Below are 1,185 nucleotides of genomic sequence, written 5' to 3' on the forward strand. Positions count from 1 at the left end.
GGTATAGACCTCGCCAACGACATTTTTCTTTCCAGAAATCATCGCTGGATAGGCACCTAAATCAAAAAGAGCGTATTCCTCAGGGGTGTCAAATCTTCCTAAGCACTCACACTGCTGCAAATAGTGGTGGTTGGACTGACCTTGCCTCAAGGTTCCATAAACAAAAACAAGTTGCTGCATAACCCCTCCTCAGCATTCGTAATCCGCTAATCATTCACGACTCAAGTGTTACTCGAATTCAAATTGATAGAGAAGATCCACGGCACTGTCTAGCCCCGATACGGCTTCAACATAGAGATCCTGCATCAATCGATAACGAACAGTAAACTCACCTAACGAGTTAAAGATACCTACGCCATACTTCACCTGTAAACCAGGGAGAATGTAGCCGCTGACCGTAACCTGGGAGTCATCTCCAGAGCCTGCAGTATCCAATTGCAAGTCCTGTACGCCAAAAGCCTCACCAATTTCGCCGACAACCTTGCCGCTCTTCGCCAAGCTTAAGCCAATTAAGGTCGTTGTCATTGAACCATTCGACTCACCATCAATATCTTGACCACGCAAAATATAAGACAACGCGTTGGCTTGCGGCATCGCAGGATCAGAATAAATTTCGATGGTCGGCTCTGTCGCCGGGCCTGTCACTCGAATACCAGCAGTCACATCATCCTGAGTATTATCAGGGTTACGTATCGCATTGATCGCTACATATGGCTGATCCGGAGGCCCATTCATTAGAATCTTACCTTCTTTGATCAAGAGATCTTGTCCAAAGGATTGGTAAGTACCATCGACGATATTTACCTCACCTGTGATAAAAGGACCTTGGTCTTTTTGAGCCACGTTGAGCTTGCCGACCAAATCACCTTCAAGACCAAAAGCAGACAGTTTAAAGTCATCGCCAATGGAGATATTAATATTGGTCATCACATTGAATGGAATCGTGTCTTCGCTCTCTGGCTCAAGATCTTTATTCAAGATAACTTGATCAGAAGAGACGCCGACCGCTGACGGTGGTAAGTCTTCGACAACGATACGTCCCCACGGTAATGCGATATCACCCGTAATTTTTGCAAGCTCTGGCGTGACATCAATGGTCATATCAGGCACGACCTTCACCTTAACCATAGGTGGAATATCAACCATCAACTCATCAGCAAACACTCTAACGTTAGAGTGCCATGC

Annotated in this window: 2 protein-coding genes; both read right to left on the bottom strand. The window is 45.8% G+C overall.

The features are described from left to right. Window positions 1-180 (bottom strand): gamma-glutamylcyclotransferase (locus AB4496_RS13780; RefSeq protein ID WP_372131160.1); only part of this gene is annotated, 180 nt, incomplete at its 3' end. Window positions 181-228: 48 nt separating this feature from the next. Next, window positions 229-1,185: translocation/assembly module TamB domain-containing protein (locus AB4496_RS13785; protein ID WP_372131162.1), on the bottom strand; the 957-nt coding region annotated here is incomplete at its 5' end.

Origin of the sequence: Vibrio sp. 10N.222.46.A1 (assembly GCF_041473595.1) — a bacterium.
GTDB classification, from domain to species: domain Bacteria; phylum Pseudomonadota; class Gammaproteobacteria; order Enterobacterales; family Vibrionaceae; genus Vibrio; species Vibrio tasmaniensis_A.